Raw genomic sequence first — 14,284 nt, 5'->3', positions numbered from 1 at the left:
GAACCTTAAACATCGGTCAAGGCTCGGGCTCGGTGGCGGGGAGGGCAATTTAGTCGAGGTAATCCCGCAGGACCTGAGAGCGCGAGGGGTGGCGCAGCTTCGACATGGTCTTGGACTCGATCTGGCGGATACGCTCGCGGGTAACGCCGTAGACCTGGCCGATTTCGTCTAAAGTCCGCGGCATGCCGTCGGTCAGGCCGAAGCGCAGGCGCACCACGCCGGCCTCGCGCTCGGACAGGGTGGTCAGCACGTCCTGGAGCTGGTCCTGCAGGAGGGTGAAGGAGACGGCATCGACGGCGATGACGGCCTCGGAGTCCTCGATGAAGTCGCCCAGCTGGCTGTCGCCCTCGTCGCCGATGGTCTGGTCCAGCGAGATGGGCTCGCGCGCGTACTGTTGGATTTCCAGCACCTTTTCCTCGGTGATGTCCATCTCCTTGGCCAGCTCCTGCGGGGTGGGCTCGCGGCCCAGGTCCTGCAGCAGCTCGCGTTGGATGCGGCCCAGCTTGTTGATGACCTCGACCATGTGTACTGGGATACGGATCGTGCGGGCCTGATCGGCCATGGCGCGGGTAATGGCCTGGCGGATCCACCAGGTGGCGTAGGTGGAGAACTTGTACCCCTTGGTGTAGTCGAACTTCTCCACGGCGCGGATAAGCCCCAGGTTGCCTTCCTGGATGAGGTCGAGGAAGGCCATGCCGCGGCCGGTGTAGCGCTTGGCCAGGGAGACCACCAAGCGGAGGTTGGCCTCCAACAGGTGGTTCTTGGCCTTGCGGCCGTCGCGGGAGATGGTGCGCAGGTCGCGCTTGAGCGACGGGGAGAGCTTGGCGTCCTTGTCGCCGTCGGCAAGCGCCTTTTGCATCTCATCCATGCGGTGCTGGGCGTAGAGGCCGGCCTCGACGCGCTTGGCCAGCGAGACCTCCTGCTCCGCGTTCAGCAGGGCGACCTTACCGATCTGCTTGAGGTAGGCGCGCACGGAGTCCGCGGACGCGGTCAGCTGGGCGTCCTTGCGGGCCTGGCGCAGCGCGGCGGATTCTTCCTCGTCCCAGACCGAGGAGCCGTCGTCTTCATCCTCGTCCTCCTCGTCGACGTCGCCGGCCAGGTCGTCTTCCTCGTCGTCGAGGTGCTCTTCCAAGTCGGCGTGGTCCGGCTCGAAGTCGTCGTCGGTGACACTGGCGCCGAACTCGTCCTCGGCGTCGGTCTCCGGCTTTTGCTCCTCGGCCGCGGTGGCGGCGAGGTTCTGCTCGTCGTCCTTGGCCTTCTTGGTGGCCGCCTTCTTCGGCGCAGCCTTACGGGTCGACTTCTTGGCGGTCTTTTTAGCTGACTTCTTAGCCGTTTTCTTCGCCGACTTCTTAGCGGTCTTCTTGGCGGTCTTTTTGGCCGTCTTCTTTGCCGCCTTGGCGGCAGGCTTTCCCGCAGGGGTATTTGCCTCTGCGTCCTCGCCGAGTACCTTGTCGGAAGAATCAGTGGCTGCCACGTACGCCCTTTCGCCTTAATTGTTACAGTCAAAACCTATACCGCGCAGTGGCGGTCGGTTTATCTAGTTACGATCGACCGCCCAGTATAGAGCATTCTGGTCAACTCTTGTGACAGCGGGGTCGTGCTCCCGCCGCCGCACCTTAGCTTTATCTTAGGGTTGTACGTGTGCGTTAACGGCCATCGCCGCGCCGATAATGCCGGCTTCGTTGCGCAGTTGCGCTGGCACGATCTGGGTATCGATGGACAGGTGCGGGCCCCATTTTTCGAATTTCCGCGAGATCCCGCCGCCGACGATAAATACCTGCGGGTTAAACAGCTTTTCATAGGTATACAGCACGCGGTTGAGGCGTTTGGCCCACTTTTTAAAGCTTAAGTCCTCGCGCTCTTTGACGGCTGACGATGCCACGTGCTCGGCCTCCTTGCCCTTGACCTCCAGGTGGCCTAGCTCGGTGTTGGGGAAGAGCCGCCCGTCGAGGAGGAAGGCCGAGCCGATGCCGGTGCCGATGGTCAGGAAGATGGCCGCGCCCTGGCGGGCGACGGGATCGCCGTGGGCGACTTCGGCGAGGCCGGCGGCGTCGGCATCGTTAAGCACGACGACCTCGCGCCCGCCGAGCTGGTCGCGGAAGAGGGCTTGGGCGTCGACGCCGATCCAGCTGGGGTCGATGTTGGCCGCGGACTGGACGATGCCGTCGCGCACGATGGCCGGCACCGTAATACCGACGGGCCCCTCCCAGCCGTGGTGGTCCACGACTTCGGCCACGGTCTCGGCCACGGCCGCGGGGGTAGAAGGCTGGGGAGTGGCGATCTTCTGCCGGGCGGAGTGCAGCTGCCCGGATTCCAGGTCCACGATGGCTCCCTTGATTCCGGAACCGCCAATGTCGATCCCGTAGGCTAGCGGGGCATTTCCGGCGGTCGAATCCTCACTCGTGTGCATGCCGGAAAGTGTAGCGCATGGCGCCGCGGGCGCAGGGTTAAAGGCGTTAAGGGGGTACCCACGTTCGTGGGTTCTACCTGCGAGTGTGACAGCGGTGCGATTGTGCTTTAGTATGCGCGATCGACATAGTTGATTTCCCTGCACAAGTTTGCATGAAAACCGATTGGAGCGTGCAGTTATGGCAACCGATTACGACGCACCGCGGCGGCGCGTGGAAGACGAATTGGAGACCGATTCCCTGGAGGGGCTGAAGGCCGCCGAGAGCGAAAACAGCGCCATGGACGACGACGGCGAAATCGTCGAGCCCTTCGAGCCGCCGACAGTCGATCTGAGCGGTGAAGAACTCAACGTGACGGTCGTGCCGCGCCAGGAAAACGAGTTCACCTGCTCGGTCTGCTTCCTGGTCCAGGACAACAAGCGCCTGTCCTACGAGGAAGACGGCGACAAGGTCTGCATGGACTGCGCCTAGGCGCAGTGAGGCGCTCTTAGGCGCTGCGATAACTGCGTAGGGCCTGCTCTGCTTGCTCGGGGACGAAAGCCTCGATGAGCGCGGCCGGGTCCTTGCTGGCGATGAGCCAGTAGGGGGTCGGGTCATCCGGGTCATCGAGGACGAACATGGCGAGCTCATCCACCCACTCGTGGGTCGAGAGGAACGCCGCGGGATCCAGCTGCGGGCCCAGCGCGTTGCGGCGGGCGGACTTGGGAACGGCCAGCGAACGGGCCACGACATCGCTGGGCAGCTGGGCGTCTTTCACGCTGAGCCAGCGGGTGCCGTCGGGGTCCTTTTCCACGGTGACGACGGTCGAGGACCAGGAGACCAGCACCCACACGGCCACCGCGATGAGCACGATGGCGGCGGTCAGCGGCCAAATGCCCGACCGGTTTAGCCCGACCGTTGCGGTGGTCACGGCGATGACGATGGCCGCCAGCACCCAGAAATACCAAGGAACCCACTGGCGTTCCTGGTAGATGACCTCGGAATTCGCGCTGGGGTTCAGGTCGTTGCCACTATTGTCCGCAGGTTTCACGGTATGCCAGTCTATCGCACCGCCCGGGGCACAAGGCAAAGCTGCCGGGCGGGGAAGGTAGGCTAACGGACGTGACTAGCACTCCGGATACAAACCTCTCCGTCCAGATCAAACGCCTCGACCCCGAGCTGCCGATGCCGCACCGCGCCCACCGCGGCGACGCCGGCGCCGATCTCTATGCCACCGAGGACGTGACCCTCGCCCCGGGGGAGCGCGCGCTGGTGGGCACTGGCATCGCCCTGGCGCTGCCGGTGGGCACCGTCGGCCTGGTGCACCCGCGCTCGGGCCTGGCCGCCAAGCAGGGGCTTTCCATTGTCAACACCCCGGGCACCATCGATGCCGACTACCGCGGCGAGATCAAGGTCTGCCTGGTCAACCTCGACCCAGCCACGCCGATTGAGATTACGCGCGGCATGCGGATCGCCCAGCTGGTAATCCAGAAGGTCGAGCTGGCCGAGTTCGTGGAGGTCTCCGAGCTGGACGAAACTGTCCGCGGAGACGGCGGTTACGGTTCGACCGGCGTGTAGGCCCCGCGGCGAGGGGCTACAGTGGAACGGATAGACGTCGATGAGTAAAGGACTTTTTAACCATGGCTTTGTGGCCTTTCGGCAAGAAGAGCAAGGACAACCGCGCCCCTGAGCCGTCCGCGGCAGAACCGGCGGCGGAACAGGCGCCGGATAACGCACCCGTCGACCGTCTGGATGACGTGCCGGATACGCCCGGCGATGCCGCGGTAGCCAACGGTTTCCCGGGCGCTGCGGGCATTAGCGTCAACGTCGTCGAGCACGACGCCGTCGGCGGGGACACCGGCCCCTTCGACGGCGACAGCCTGAACTACGAGGACTTCGACTTTAGCGATTTCTCCGCTGGCACGCTCGACTTGGGCTCGATGAAGATCGCGCTGCCGAAGGGCTCCCAGGTCCAGGTGGAGATGGGCGAAAAGGGTCCGAAGATGCTCCACATCGTCACCACGGCGGGGCGCATTACCCCGGTGGCTTTCGCCGCGCCGCGCTCGAGCGGGCAGTGGGAGTCCTCGGCCAAGGAACTCATCCAGGGCATCGAGAACGACGGCCTGCCCACCCGCTTGGAGGAGGGGCCCTGGGGCACCGAGATTGTAGGGTCGAACGACAACGGCGAGATCCGCATCATCGGTGTGGAGGGTCCGCGCTGGATGCTGCGGGTGACCCTGGCCGCGCCGAAGGGCAAGTCGGAGGAGCTGGCGCGGATCGGCCGCGAGCTGGTCGCCCGCACCTTCGTCTACCGCGGCGACGAGCCGATCCTCGCCGGCAACGCCTTGCGCGTGGTCATGCCGCCGGCGCTGGTGGAGCAGCTGCAGAAGGCCATGCAGCAGCGCCAGGCCGGCAACACCAACGCCGGCAACGCGGGCAACGCCGCCAATGCGGGCAACACCGGCTCGGACGGCCAGCGCACCGCCGCCGACGAAGAGCGCGAGAAGCAGCTGCGCGAGCAGATGTGGCGCCTGCTGAGTAGCGGCAACAGCAACGGCACCGGCAACTCCGCCGGCGCGGACAACGGCAGCGCCGCTGACGGCGCTGGCTCGCAGGACGCCGGTGACGACAACTCCGACCGCTAGCTAGAACCCCAGAAAGACTCACGTGGCTGAAAACAAACCCCTCGAGGACCAGACCCTGCTCGAGCAGATGGGCGGAGTGACCGGGCTGGTGGCGGCGACGCTGCCGGTGGTCGTGCTCATCCCCGTCAACAGCATGTGGGGTCTGGTTCCCGCACTGCTGGCCGCCATCGGCGTGGCCGTGGCGGTCGCCCTCTGGCGCGTGGCGCGCAAGGAGTCGCTCCAGCCGGCCATTTCCGGCCTGCTGGGAGTGGCGATTTGCGCGGGCATCGCCTACGCCACCGGCGATGCGAAGGGCTACTTCCTGTACGGGATCTGGGCCTCGCTGGTGCTGTGCATCGCCGCGGTCGTGTCCATCCTGGTGCGCTGGCCGGCGGTGGGCGTTATCTGGAAGGGCATCAACGGCGAGGACATGGCCTGGCGCCAGATCCCTACCGCGCGGCGCGCCTACGCGCTTGCCACGGCCGGCTGGGCCGTGGTCTTCCTGGCCCGCTTCGTGGTCCAAAACGGCATCTACAACGCCGGCGAGACCACCGCGCTGGGAATTACCCGCATCCTCATGGGGTGGCCGCTGACCGGCCTGGTCACCCTCCTGACCATCTTCTTGGTGCGCCGGGCCAATCGGGTCATTGAGGTCGAAGAAACACAGCCACCCCGCGAGAAGAACGGACAACGAGACTAATGGAGACCGCGAACTACCAGGTAGGCGGCGATATCCGCCTGCGCATCGACCGCATGGCGCACGGCGGGGAGGGGATTGGCCGCGCCGGCGACGGGCGCATCGTCTTCGCCCGGGGCGGTTTCCCCGGCGACGAAGTCGTCGTCTGCCTCGACAAGGTCAAAAAGTCCATGTTGCGCGGCACCGTTACCGAGGTGGCAGCCGCCGGCCCGGTCCGCGTGAACTCGGCCTGCCCGGCCGCCGCGGCGGGGGCGGGCTGCTGCGACTTCGCGGAGGTCGATCCGGCCCAGGAACTTGGCATCAAGGCCGACGTCCTGCGCGACCAGCTGGCCCGCGTCGGCCACCTAGGCGCCGACGGAGAGCTGCCGGAGCTGGAGCTGCGCGACCAGCTGGCCCGCGTCGGCCACCTAGGCGCCGACGGAGAGCTGCCGGAGCTGGAGCTGCGCGAGCTGCCGCCGCACCGCGGCTGGCGCACCCGCGTGCGCTTGGGCGTCGACTCCCGCGGGCGGGCCGGCACCCGCAAGCGCGCCTCCAACGACCTAGTCACCGACGTCGCCTGCACGCAGCTGGCGCCCGGGCTGGTAGACGGCATCGTAGGGCCGGGCGCGCGCACGTTCACGCCGGGCGCAGAAGTCATCGCGGTGCTGGATAGCACCGGGGCCCGCCACGTGATTGAGACCCGCAAGGGCCCGCGCGGCAAGCGGGTGGAAAAGATCGAGCAGGTCGTCGAGGGAACCGCCGGCGTAGTCGAGGAGGTCGACGGGCACCGCTTTGAGTTCCCGGCGACCGCCTTCTGGCAGGCCCATCGCGGCGCGCCGGAGGCATACACCGGCCTGGTCGCGGAGCTGCTGGGCACCGGCCACGGGCCGGCCTGGGACCTGTACGGCGGCGTCGGGCTCTTCGTGCCCACGTTGAGCGCGGCCACCGGCGGCGCGGAAACCTACTCGGTGGACCTGTCGCCGGCCGCCCGCCCGGATCAGCAGCCCGGCCTGGCGGAATACGCGGTGCGGGTCAAATCCGCCCGCGTAGACAAGGCCATCGGCCAGCTGCCACCCGCCGATGCCGTTGTCTTGGACCCGCCGCGCGTCGGCGCCGGGGCCGAGGTCGTGGCCCGCATTACCGAGGCCACCCCGAAACGCGTCGTCCACATCGGCTGCGATCCGGCCGCCCTGTCCCGCGACCTGTCCGCCTGGGTGGAGGCGGGCTACGGCATTGACCGATTGGTCGTTGTTAACGCTTTCCCCGGCACGCATCACTTCGAGACCCTGGTGCTTTTGACCCCGCGGGCGGGCCACGATGTACGGTAGAACATAAGACAAGCGGGGTACCGCTGCGATTTTAAGCAAAGGAGTAGTTGAGCACTCCATGAGAATCATTGATTCGATTGACTCGCCGAAGGATCTCAAAAAGCTCGATGGAGATGAGCTGGAACAGCTTGCTGCGGAGATCCGCCAGCTGCTCATTGAGAAGGTCTCCGTCACCGGCGGCCACCTAGGACCGAACCTGGGCGTGGTGGAGCTGAGCATCGCTTTGCACTACACGTTCAACTCGCCGCAGGACGCGATGGTCTTTGATACCTCGCACCAGTCTTATGTGCACAAGATGCTCACCGGCCGCGCCGGCGACTTCGACAGCCTGCGGCAAAAAGGCGGGCTGTCCGGCTACACGCGGCGGGCGGAGTCCGAGCACGATTGGACGGAGTCCTCGCACGCTTCGGCGTCGATCTCCGTGGTCGACGGGCTGTCCAAGGCCTTCCGCCTGGCGGGCGAGCCGCACCGCAACGCCATCGCCATCGTGGGCGACGGCGCCCTGACCGGCGGCATGTGCTGGGAGGCGCTCAACAATATCTCGGCGGACAAGGACCGAAACGCCGTTATCGTGGTCAACGACAACGGGCGCAGCTACGCGCCGACCATCGGTGGCCTTTCGGAGAACCTGGGGCGTATCCGCTCCCAGCACGGCTACGACGAGCTGATGGCCCACGGCAAGAGGACACTCAAGTCGATGGGCTGGGTCGGCGAGCGCGCCTTCGATGCCCTCCACGCCTTCAAGGAGGGCGTCAAGTCCTCGGTCTTGCCCACGGAGATGTTTCCCGAGCTAGGCATGAAATACATCGGCCCCATCAACGGCCACGACCTCGAGGCGCTCAACCACGCGTTCCGCTACGCCCGCGACTTCGAGGGCCCCATCATCGTCCACGTGGTCACCGAGAAGGGCCACGGTTTTGCCCCGGCGGTTAACGAGCCCAAGGACCAGATGCACTCGACCGGCGCTATCGACCCGGTCACCGGCGTGCCGAAGGGCAAGAGCCAGCCCGGGTGGACCGCGGCCTTTTCCGAGGAGCTCATCAAGGCCGCCGAGCGCCGCGACGACATCGTGGCCATCACCGCGGCGATGGCCGGACCGACCGGCCTGATGCCTTTCGCGGAGCGGTTCCCGGACCGCTTCTACGACGTCGGCATCGCCGAGGCGCACGCGATGGCCTCGGCCTCCGGGCTTGCCCTGGGCGGGCTGCACCCGGTGGTCGCGGTCTACTCGACGTTCCTGAACCGCGGCTTCGACCAGCTGCTTATGGACATCGCTCTGCTGGGGCTGCCGGTGACCGTGGTGCTGGATCGCGCGGGCGTGACCGGCTCGGACGGCGCCAGCCACAACGGCGTTTGGGATATGGCCTTGACCAGCATTGTCCCGGGCATGCGCGTGGCTGCCCCGCGCGATGGCAAACGCCTGCGCGAGCTGTTCAACGAGTCCCTGGACATTTCCGACGGGCCCAGCGTGGTGCGCTTCCCGAAGGGCAACCTGCTCGACGACATGGACGCCGTCGACACGCTCGCCGACGGCACGGACGTCATCTACACCAACGTCGGCTCGTCCTCCGGCGCCGCGGCCAGCGATGCCGAGGCACGCCGCGACGTGCTCATCCTCTCGGTGGGCGCGATGTCGGCGCGCAGTATCGCGGCGGCTAAGTTGCTGGCCGAGCAGGGCGTCGGCGTGACGGTCATCGACCCGCGCTGGGTCGCGCCCGTGCCGGAGTCTGTGGTGCGCTTGGCCGCGGACTACGGTCTGGTGGTCACGGTGGAAGACGGCATCAAGCGCGGCGGCATCGGCTCCCTGGTGGCCGAAAAGCTGAGCGATGCCCAGGTGGACACCCCGCTGCGCCGCCTCGCGTTCCCGAACTACTTCCCGCTGCACGCCTCCCGCGGGCAGCTGCTGGAGGACGTCGGGCTGGCGCCGGAGGGCATCGCCGAGTCCATTAGGGAGTGGCTCCGCTAGAAGCTGGTGATGCGCCGCGCGATAATCGGCACGGCCCACTCCAGCTGCCACGGGCGCACCCCGTTGGCAATCAGGAAGTCCACCAGGTCGGCGGTGTCGGTGAGGTGTGCCTTGGGGCCGAGCGCGGCCCAGATCGCGGCCCGCAGGGTGGCGGGCTTAATGAGCAGGGAGTCATCGACGGCTAGGTCGTGGCCCAGGTCGGTGAAGTCCTGGCGGGCGGCCTGGTAGAGCTCCCAGAGCTCGGCCGGCCAGGCGGCCTTCCCGGGGACTTCGCGGCGGGTGCGCTGGGGGCGCGGCCAGTCGCTGGCCGGCAGGTCGCGGGCGCGCTCGACGACGTCCCACCACAGCTGCGTGGCTGATTTCCGCTTGCGGGGAAAGCCCTTGACGCGGGCCAGCTCGGCGGGTGAATTCGGTAGCGTGCGCGCGACATCGATGAGCACCTTGTTGCCCAGCACGCGCGGCGGGGCGATGTCGCGGTGCGCGCTTAACGCGTCGCGCTTAATCCACAGCGCCTTGGCCACGGCCAGCTGCTCGCCGCGCCGCAGGGTGCTCAGGCCCTTGAGCTCGCGCCAAGAGCCGGGCTCTGGGGCGGTGGTCGCGGCGTGCTCGGCGATAAGCGCGTCGAATTCCTGCAGCGCCCAGTCCAGCTTCTCCTCCTCGGCCAGCACGTCCTTGAGGGTCTCGGCCAGGGGGAGGAGGAATTCGACGTCGAGGGCGGCATAGGCCAGCCAGTCCTGCGGCAGCGGCCGGGTGGACCAGTCTACATAGCCGTGGGCTTTTTCCAGCTCGATGCCCAGAATCTCGTCGACCATGTGGCCCAAGTTGGGGTGCTCGAAACCGGCCATGCGGGCGGCGACCTCGGTATCAAACAGCGAGCCGGGCTTGAGCCCCAGCCAGGCCAGGCAGGGAAGATCCGTCTTGGCGGCGTGCAGCACCCAGGGCTCTGCGTTTATGGCGCCCCCGATGTGGTCCCTAACGGCCTCGGCGTTGCCCTCGGGGTCGATGAGCACGGTGCCGGCCCCGGCGCGGTGCAGCTGGAGGAGGAAGGCGCGGTCGTTGTAGCGGTAGGCGCCGGCGCGCTCCGTGTCGACGGCCAGCGGCCCGGTACCGCCTAACAGCCGGGTGGCGGCTGCGGCGATCTCCTGCGGGGTGCTGGCGACCGGCGGGATGCCCTGCGCCGGTACTCGTCTAAGCTCGCTCATGCTATGCCAGGCTACCTGCGCGCTGGCTTATCCGCGCCCCAACTGGGTCACGCCCTCCGGCGGAAGGCCGGCCACGTTCGCCAGCACGGCGGCAAAGGCCTCCACGTGCGGGCCCAGTTCCAGGTCTTCTGCGGTCCAGGAGGCGCGCATCTCGAGCTGGTAGGCGCGCGGCGGGCCACCGATTTCGCCGTAGCGCACCGAGGCGGTCGAGGTGACGGTGCCACCCAAATTAGTGTGGCGGGCATCGCTGTGGGCCATGCCCTCGGTCAGCCACTCCCAGGCCACGTCCGGCAGGAGGGGATCACCGGCGACGTCCGGGTCCATATCGGCCTGGATATAGGCGACCAGGCGCATGGGTCCGTCCCAGGCCTCTTCGGCGCCCGGATCGTGGAGGAGGATCAGGCGGCCGAAGGCGTCGCCGCTGCTGTCGGTGGGGATGGAGTCGGCATCGTCCGCGCCGCGGTCGACCTCGAGCCCGATGGCGTGGCTATATGGGGCCAGGCGCTGCGGCGGGCGGATGGATCCTAAGGAAATCTCGGGGCGCAAACGAGCCTGATGCATGGACTCCACGGCACGGTTGAAGGTGACCGGCGTGGTGGCCTCGCCGTCGGCGGGGGCATCGTTAGCGGCAGGGGAGGCGCTGTGCGGCTGGGAAGTCTCGGAAATGCTCACAATGAATCAAGCTATATTTTCCCCGGCGCCACTGGTGGGAGGCGCGCCGTGCCCCCAGTTGGCCAAGTATCCAACTAATGATGGATACTGGAGGGGTCATGTCTAAGTCAGACTCGAACGTCCTTTGAAAGGGGATTGTCCATGGCGAAGCTCGATTTTAAGAAGCTCAACGAAGTCCAGCAGTACTCCCAGCACGCGGTGTTCCGCGCCATCCCGGGGGCCTTGGGCACCGAGCGAGACGACATCATCGCCCAGGCCCAGGACTTCTTCGCCCGCCTGGCGGAGGAAGGCAAGGTCACCGTCCGCGGTATCTACGACCTGTCCGGCATGCGCGATAGCGCCGACTTCATGATCTGGTGGCACGCCGAAGAATTCGAGGACCTGCAGCGCGCCTTCGCGGACTTCCGCCGCATCACGGTCCTCGGCCAGGTCACCGACGTGACCTGGGTGGGAAACGCCCTGCACCGCCCGGCGGAGTTCAACAAGTCGCACCTGCCGTCGTTCATCATGGGCGAGGAGCCGGGCGACTGGATCGCCGTCTACCCGTTCGTGCGCTCCTACGACTGGTACATCATGGATGAGGAAAAGCGCCGTAAGATCCTGGTCGAGCACGGCATGGCGGCGCACGACTACGCCGACGTGCGCGCCAACACGGTCCCGGCCTTCGCGCTGGGCGACTACGAGTGGATCCTGGCCTTCGAGGCCCCGAGCCTCGACCGGATCGTCGACCTGATGTACGTCATGCGCTACACGGAGGCCCGCAACCACGTGCGCGAGGAAATCCCGTTCCACACCGGGCGCCGGGTGTCTGACGTGGCAGAACTCATCAAGGTCCTGCCCTAAGGAGCGGCTAGACCTCGCGCTCGTCGAGGTCCAGGCAGATGGAGTTAATGCAGTAACGCAGGTCGGTGGGGGTGTCGTAGCCTTCGCCGGCGAAGACGTGGCCGAGGTGCGAGTGGCAGTTGGCGCACAGTACCTCGGTGCGCACCATGCCGAGCGAGCGGTCCTCGCGCTCGATGACTGTGTCGACGTCCTTGGGGGAGTAGAAGGACGGCCACCCGCAGTGGGAGGCGAATTTCTCGTTGGAGCGGAAAAGCTCGGCGCCGCAGGCGCGGCAGGAGTACACGCCCTCGGTGGTGGTGTCGGTGTACTTGCCGACGTGCGGCGGCTCGGTCCCGCCCTGGCGCAGGACGTAGTATTCCTCGTCGCTTAAGCGCTTTTTCCAGTCGGCGTCGGCGATGAGCTTGAAATCAGTGGGCTGGTCGGTCATGCCGCCCAGTGTAACCGGCGCCGCGGCGCTGGCCTAGGTACCAGCCGGTCACGCTGGCCGCGCACGCCACGATGAGCAGGAACCACCCGGCGGTGCCCAGGAAGAAATTCGCCCAGCGCCCCGCGTCCGGCCAGTGGGTGGACGTCCATGTCACCGGCAGTAGGAAGCAGGCCGCGGCGGCCCAGGCGAGCCATGAATGAAAAACGCTGCGCGGCAGCACCGCGGTAAACATCAGCGGGAACAGCCACATCGAGTAGTACTGCTGGCCCAGCGAAGACAGGAAGAAGATACCGACCAACAGCACGCCGGTGGTCGTCAGCGCCCACAGGGCCGGGTCGGTGTTGCGCCAGCGCAAAAGCAGCACGACGGCGACGGCCACGAGGACCGCCGCCAGGACCCAGACGGGGTAGTAGGCCCAGCCGGGCAGGTCGAAATAGGCGCGCAGGCCGTCCCAGGAAGAGTTGGCGTAGTCGCGGGTGGTGCCCAGGTAGGGCACCAGCCGGCGCAGGTAGTCCCCGGCGTCCGGGATGACGGGCCAGGCCAGGGCGTTGAGCCCCATCGGTACCGCCAGGCCGGCGGCCACGGTGGACCAGCGAGCCTTGACTAGCGGCAGCACCAGCAGCGGGGCGAACTGCGGCTTGACCGTAATGGCCAGGCCCAGCACGATGCCCGCCCACAGGCTGGAACCCGCGCCCCGGCCCCCGCGGCCGGCCCACCCGCGCAGGCCCAGCGCCAGGAAACCGCTGAGTGCCAGCAACAGCAGGCCGTTGATATTGGCGAAGGTCAGTGTGTTGATAACGGACTCGGTGACAAAGGCCAGGGCGATGCTCGCCGGCCACAGCGGGCTGGACAGGCGGTGGCCCACCAGGCGGGTCAGAATCGCCAGCGCGGCGATAATCGCCGCGGCGTTGACCAGGATGAACAGCCCGCGGGCCAGGCTGAAGTTTTCCACCAGGCCCAGAGGGTAGAGCAGTAGCGTGGCGCCGGGGTTGTAGAGGTAGAGCGGGTCGACGTGGTGATAGGCCTGCTCGTAGACGGCTTGGCCGTCCAGGGCGCGGCGCACGGCGTAGTAGACCGTGCTGAAGTCATCGGTGGGCGCGCCGTTGAAGGCGCGGACGAGCACAGTGTTGAACACCAACAGGATGGCTAGCGGCCAGGCGGCCAGGTTTAGGCCGGCGGGCAGCGGGATGGGGCGGCCGGGGGCGAGCGCGGCGCGGGCAGTCCACGCGGAAGACAGGAAACTGGTACTCACGGCCAGCCAGTTTACGGGCTCGGCGTGCGGCGGTATCGCAGAAACACGGTGCCGTCGGCATCGGGGGCGCAATTGTCCAGGGTAAGGTGGGTGGTGCGGGAGGCGGTGGCATCGTTGGCGCGGACGACGGGGGTCTCCACCGCCGAGGTGACGGTGGGGTCGAGGGTCAGGTAGAAGGCGTCGATGCAATCGGCGGCCACGAACTGAGACAGAAGGCCGGGCCCGCCCTCGCAGACGATGCGCCGGTAGCCCCTGGCCCGCAGGCAGGCCAGGAGGTCGGTGGGGCTCGCGGTCCCGGCGTCGATAACCTCCGCGCCTTGGGCCTCCAGCTGGCGGGTGCGCTCGCGTACCTCGGCCTGGGCGAGGGCGACGTGCGGTACCAGCAGTAGCGGGGCGGTGGTGAAGTCGGTGAAGAAGCGGGAGTCCGGTTCCATGTCCGCACTGCCGGTGACGACCGCGATGGGCGCCGGATCCCCTGACTGGGAGGTCGCGCCCCCGTAGTCCTCGGCGCGCACGGTGGACGCGCCCACCACGATGACCTCGGCCCATTCGCGCAGGCCCTGCAGAAGCTGCGCGTCGGTGTCGTTGCCCAGGGACTCGGAGGTCCCGGCCGCCGATGCTGACCCCGTCACCGTGGCCACCATGACTGCACGGACTTCGGGGCGGTCGGGGCCTACTAAAGCGTTGATATCCATGGCCACCATCCTAAGGTGCGGATACAAAAAGAGCGCCTCCCCGTATGCGGGTAGGCGCTTAAAAAGTGGTGGTCCCAGCTGGGATCGAACCAGCGACCTTTCCGGTGTGAACGGAACGCTCTTCCACTGAGCCATGGGACCGTGCTGGGCTAAAATGTAGCACGGCGCCGCGCGATCCGACGAATCCCCAGCAAAACGGCGGTGCCGGTGGA

General features: G+C 67.2%; 15 protein-coding genes and 1 tRNA gene. 7 read left to right on the top strand and 9 right to left on the bottom strand.

Features of this window, described 5'->3' with window-relative positions; translation table 11 throughout:
- Window positions 1-49 precede the first annotated feature (49 nt).
- Both CCONF_RS06880 and ppgK read right to left on the bottom strand, forming a co-directional pair.
- On the bottom strand, window positions 50-1,474 hold the full coding sequence (locus CCONF_RS06880) for an RNA polymerase sigma factor (protein WP_290222058.1): 1,425 nt from the start codon (window positions 1,472-1,474) through the stop codon (window positions 50-52).
- A 153-nt stretch (window positions 1,475-1,627) separates the two neighbouring features.
- Window positions 1,628-2,410 carry a polyphosphate--glucose phosphotransferase gene (ppgK, locus tag CCONF_RS06875; protein ID WP_290222056.1) on the bottom strand — a complete coding sequence of 261 codons (783 nt, stop codon included), beginning with the start codon at window positions 2,408-2,410 and terminating at the stop codon, window positions 1,628-1,630.
- A gap of 178 nt (window positions 2,411-2,588) precedes the next feature.
- Between ppgK and CCONF_RS06870 the strand changes: the two genes are divergently transcribed.
- A complete protein-coding gene (locus tag CCONF_RS06870) occupies window positions 2,589-2,879 on the top strand; it encodes a DUF4193 domain-containing protein (RefSeq protein ID WP_070768290.1) in 291 nt (96 codons plus the stop codon).
- Between the two features lie 16 nt (window positions 2,880-2,895).
- Here the strand turns inward: CCONF_RS06870 and CCONF_RS06865 are convergent, their stop codons facing one another.
- Window positions 2,896-3,438, bottom strand: coding sequence for a DUF3093 domain-containing protein (locus CCONF_RS06865; RefSeq protein ID WP_290222052.1), 543 nt, complete (start codon window positions 3,436-3,438; stop codon window positions 2,896-2,898).
- Window positions 3,439-3,509: 71 nt separating this feature from the next.
- Here CCONF_RS06865 and dut point away from each other — a divergent pair, with 71 nt between their 5' ends.
- From dut to dxs, 5 genes are all read left to right on the top strand, one after another.
- Window positions 3,510-3,965 (top strand): dUTP diphosphatase, encoded by a 456-nt coding sequence (gene dut, locus CCONF_RS06860; RefSeq protein WP_290222049.1) that lies wholly within the window; start codon window positions 3,510-3,512, stop codon window positions 3,963-3,965.
- Window positions 3,966-4,027: 62 nt separating this feature from the next.
- Window positions 4,028-5,032, top strand: a complete 1,005-nt coding sequence (locus CCONF_RS06855; RefSeq protein ID WP_290222047.1) for a DUF3710 domain-containing protein — start codon at window positions 4,028-4,030, stop codon at window positions 5,030-5,032.
- 67 nt (window positions 5,033-5,099) lie between these two features.
- Window positions 5,100-5,711 (top strand): DUF3159 domain-containing protein, encoded by a 612-nt coding sequence (locus tag CCONF_RS06850; RefSeq protein ID WP_290226318.1) that lies wholly within the window; start codon window positions 5,100-5,102, stop codon window positions 5,709-5,711.
- Window positions 5,711-7,015 carry a class I SAM-dependent RNA methyltransferase gene (locus tag CCONF_RS06845; RefSeq protein WP_290222045.1) on the top strand — a complete coding sequence of 435 codons (1,305 nt, stop codon included), beginning with the start codon at window positions 5,711-5,713 and terminating at the stop codon, window positions 7,013-7,015. Before CCONF_RS06850 ends, CCONF_RS06845 begins: the two co-directional genes overlap by 1 nt.
- Before the next feature lie 58 nt (window positions 7,016-7,073).
- On the top strand, window positions 7,074-8,981 hold the full coding sequence (dxs, locus tag CCONF_RS06840) for a 1-deoxy-D-xylulose-5-phosphate synthase (RefSeq protein WP_290222043.1): 1,908 nt from the start codon (window positions 7,074-7,076) through the stop codon (window positions 8,979-8,981).
- Here dxs and CCONF_RS06835 read toward each other — a convergent pair.
- Both CCONF_RS06835 and CCONF_RS06830 read right to left on the bottom strand, forming a co-directional pair.
- Window positions 8,978-10,183 (bottom strand): HRDC domain-containing protein, encoded by a 1,206-nt coding sequence (locus tag CCONF_RS06835; RefSeq protein ID WP_290222041.1) that lies wholly within the window; start codon window positions 10,181-10,183, stop codon window positions 8,978-8,980. The genes dxs and CCONF_RS06835 overlap by 4 nt on opposite strands.
- Before the next feature lie 27 nt (window positions 10,184-10,210).
- On the bottom strand, window positions 10,211-10,855 hold the full coding sequence (locus CCONF_RS06830) for a DUF3000 domain-containing protein (RefSeq protein ID WP_290222040.1): 645 nt from the start codon (window positions 10,853-10,855) through the stop codon (window positions 10,211-10,213).
- 141 nt (window positions 10,856-10,996) lie between these two features.
- Between CCONF_RS06830 and hemQ the strand changes: the two genes are divergently transcribed.
- A complete protein-coding gene (gene hemQ / locus CCONF_RS06825; RefSeq protein ID WP_290222038.1) occupies window positions 10,997-11,698 on the top strand; it encodes a hydrogen peroxide-dependent heme synthase in 702 nt (233 codons plus the stop codon).
- Between the two features lie 7 nt (window positions 11,699-11,705).
- On the opposite strand, the gene msrB is transcribed toward hemQ, so the two are convergent.
- The 4 genes from msrB to CCONF_RS06805 all read right to left on the bottom strand — a co-directional run bounded on the left by msrB (window position 11,706) and on the right by CCONF_RS06805 (window position 14,213).
- Window positions 11,706-12,125 (bottom strand): peptide-methionine (R)-S-oxide reductase MsrB, encoded by a 420-nt coding sequence (msrB, locus tag CCONF_RS06820; RefSeq protein ID WP_290222036.1) that lies wholly within the window; start codon window positions 12,123-12,125, stop codon window positions 11,706-11,708.
- Window positions 12,106-13,377, bottom strand: coding sequence for a glycosyltransferase family 87 protein (locus CCONF_RS06815; protein ID WP_290222034.1), 1,272 nt, complete (start codon window positions 13,375-13,377; stop codon window positions 12,106-12,108). The genes msrB and CCONF_RS06815 overlap by 20 nt, the downstream gene beginning before the upstream one ends.
- 11 nt (window positions 13,378-13,388) lie before the next feature.
- Window positions 13,389-14,072, bottom strand: a complete 684-nt coding sequence (locus CCONF_RS06810) for a pyrimidine reductase family protein (RefSeq protein WP_290222032.1) — start codon at window positions 14,070-14,072, stop codon at window positions 13,389-13,391.
- 66 nt (window positions 14,073-14,138) lie between these two features.
- Window positions 14,139-14,213, bottom strand: a tRNA-Val gene (locus CCONF_RS06805).
- Window positions 14,214-14,284: the final 71 nt, after the last annotated feature.

Origin of the sequence: Corynebacterium confusum, assembly GCF_030408715.1 — a bacterium.
GTDB lineage: Bacteria > Actinomycetota > Actinomycetes > Mycobacteriales > Mycobacteriaceae > Corynebacterium > Corynebacterium confusum.
Note: the sequence above shows the minus strand (reverse complement) of the source record. Positions and strands in the feature narration are given on the sequence as shown.

Coding starts and splice junctions, on each gene's coding strand:
- ppgK (WP_290222056.1), bottom strand. CDS start 2,410: ATGCACACGAGTGAGGATTCGACCGCCGGAAATGCCCCGCTAGCCTAC.
- CCONF_RS06870 (WP_070768290.1), top strand. CDS start 2,589: ATGGCAACCGATTACGACGCACCGCGGCGGCGCGTGGAAGACGAATTG.
- CCONF_RS06855 (WP_290222047.1), top strand. CDS start 4,028: ATGGCTTTGTGGCCTTTCGGCAAGAAGAGCAAGGACAACCGCGCCCCT.
- CCONF_RS06850 (WP_290226318.1), top strand. CDS start 5,100: ATGGGCGGAGTGACCGGGCTGGTGGCGGCGACGCTGCCGGTGGTCGTG.
- CCONF_RS06845 (WP_290222045.1), top strand. CDS start 5,711: ATGGAGACCGCGAACTACCAGGTAGGCGGCGATATCCGCCTGCGCATC.
- dxs (WP_290222043.1), top strand. CDS start 7,074: ATGAGAATCATTGATTCGATTGACTCGCCGAAGGATCTCAAAAAGCTC.
- CCONF_RS06835 (WP_290222041.1), bottom strand. CDS start 10,183: ATGAGCGAGCTTAGACGAGTACCGGCGCAGGGCATCCCGCCGGTCGCC.
- hemQ (WP_290222038.1), top strand. CDS start 10,997: ATGGCGAAGCTCGATTTTAAGAAGCTCAACGAAGTCCAGCAGTACTCC.
- msrB (WP_290222036.1), bottom strand. CDS start 12,125: ATGACCGACCAGCCCACTGATTTCAAGCTCATCGCCGACGCCGACTGG.
- CCONF_RS06810 (WP_290222032.1), bottom strand. CDS start 14,072: ATGGATATCAACGCTTTAGTAGGCCCCGACCGCCCCGAAGTCCGTGCA.